This is a genomic window from Pseudomonadota bacterium, assembly GCA_022361155.1.
Classification (GTDB): Bacteria; Myxococcota_A; Polyangia; order Polyangiales; family JAKSBK01; genus JAKSBK01.
On the sequence record JAKSBK010000422.1, the window covers coordinates 1 to 2,087 of the forward strand.

Consider the following 2,087-nt stretch of genomic DNA (forward strand, 5'->3'; position numbering starts at 1 on the left):
CCAGCCTACGATCCAAACGTGGCGGCCGCGTTTCCCAAGTACCAGAATTACAGTCCCTTTCCCTTCGCCCTCGGCCCGGAAACGAACTACGTGATCTTTCGCCGGCCGCTCGAGGGGGGTCCGCGCATTTTCCGGCAGACCGTCAACACCCTGGTTGCCTCGACCGGCCTCAGCGGCGACTTGCCAATGGGGGAGCGGGACTTCCACTGGGACGCCGGCTTGCTGTATGGCATCAACCGCGCCGACCAGATCCACGACAACGCCTTCGATGCGGAGCGGATTCGGCAGGCGTTGAGCTACAACCAGTGCGCGGCCGATCCCAAGTGCGTGCCCTTGGACATCTTTGGCGGGCAGGGCAGCGACGGGCAGGGCACGATCACGCGCGAGATGCTGGACTACATCCAGTTCATTCAAAAAGACGTTTCGCAGCAGGCGCTGATCGACGCCACGGCCAACATCTCCGGTGGCCTGTTCGACTTGCCCGGCGGCATGGTGGGCGTGGCCGCGGGGCTAGAGTGGCGCCGGCAACAGGGCTTCTTCCAGCCCGATGGCATCGTCGCGCGCGGTGACACTGCAGGCATTCCTGCCGCTCCCACCCAGGGCGGCTTCGACGTGGCCGAGGGCTATGCCGAGGTCCGGATTCCGATCCTGGACCAGATGTCGGTGTTCGACTTGTGGGACTTGTCGGGCGCCGCTCGTTTCTCGAGCTACGCGACCTCGGGCAACCAAACCACGCTCAAGTTTGGTTCGCGCATGCGCGTGGCCAGCGACCTTCTCCTGCGTGGCACCTGGGGTCAGGGGTTTCGGGCGCCTGGCATTGGGGAGCTCTTCGGTTCGCCCGCACGATTCTTCCAGACCCTGAACGATGGTTGTTCCGGGTTGAATCAAAACACCACCGATCCGCAAGTTCGGGCCCGCTGCAATCAGTTGTGGGGCGGCGTGCTGCCCCCAGACGGCTCCTACACGCAGGCCAACAGTCAACTTCCCGTCACCACCGGCGGCAACCCCCAGCTTCGGCCGGAAACCTCGACCAGCCTGACGGCCACGTTGGCCTACAGCCCCAAGTGGGTCGGTGACTCCGGTTTGGCGGACCACTTGTCGCTCGAGCTGACCTACTACCGCTACCGGATCGACAACGCGATCCAAGCCATCAACGGACAGGTTACGCTCGACCGCTGCATCCTCGGTCACGACCCCATCGCATGTGCCCGGATTCAGCGGGTGCCAGGGGGCGCGATTCAGCGCATCGACGGTCAGCTCACCAACTTCGGCAGCGTCACTACCGACGGCATCGACTTCAGCTTGAGCTATCGGTCCCCCGACACCGCGGCCGGCCGCTTTCGGCTCACCTCGCTCAGCAGCTTCTTGATGAGCTTCACGGACGTCATTCCAGCCGGGACCGAAACTGGCACCGCAACCATCAAGCGCGCCGGAACCGAGGTCGGAAGCCCGACGCGTGCGTTCCCCAAGCTCAAGTCAACGCTGATAGGCGAATGGTCGTATGGAAACCAATTGCGCGCTTCGTGGACGCTGCGCTACATCCACTCCGTACAGGAGAGTTGTCGGGGGCTTCCCAAAAAGGACATGATTCCCGGTGAGGGCGTGACCTTCTTCGAGAAGTTCTGCTCCAACCCGACTCAGGAAACGCGCCGGATTCCCGCGGCCATGTACCATAACGTGCAGGTGACTTGGACACCGGAGCAGTTCAAGCAAGAACTCGAACTCACCGTCGGCGTCAACAACCTCTTCGGCTCCGCTGCTCCAGTCTGCTACAGCTGCGATCGCGGCTTCGACGCGACGACCTACGAGATTCCCGGCGTCTTCGGCTACGTTCGAGCCGGCTACCGACTGTAGGCGGCTACACCCCGGGCTACGTTTCCGAGGAGATGAGAGCACGCAAGAACGCACTACAGTCGTCGTTCAGCTGCGAAGAGTGATGACCACGATGTGCACGGCATGCTCGCCCTCGCCGGTGTGCTCGACCGCCGCGCGCTCGTCCTCCCATCCGAAGAGCCACTGGCGTGCCTTATCAGCGCCAACAGGATCGATCCACTCCCACGTCAAGCGCGAGCTTCCTTCGAGCTGCG

The 2,087-nt window shown here is 63.2% G+C and carries 1 protein-coding gene; it reads left to right on the forward strand.

Translation table 11 applies throughout. The features are described from left to right. A partial coding sequence (locus MJD61_16325; protein ID MCG8556829.1) for a TonB-dependent receptor occupies nucleotides 1-1,854 on the forward strand: 1,854 nt, incomplete at its 5' end. Nucleotides 1,855-2,087 lie beyond the last annotated feature (233 nt).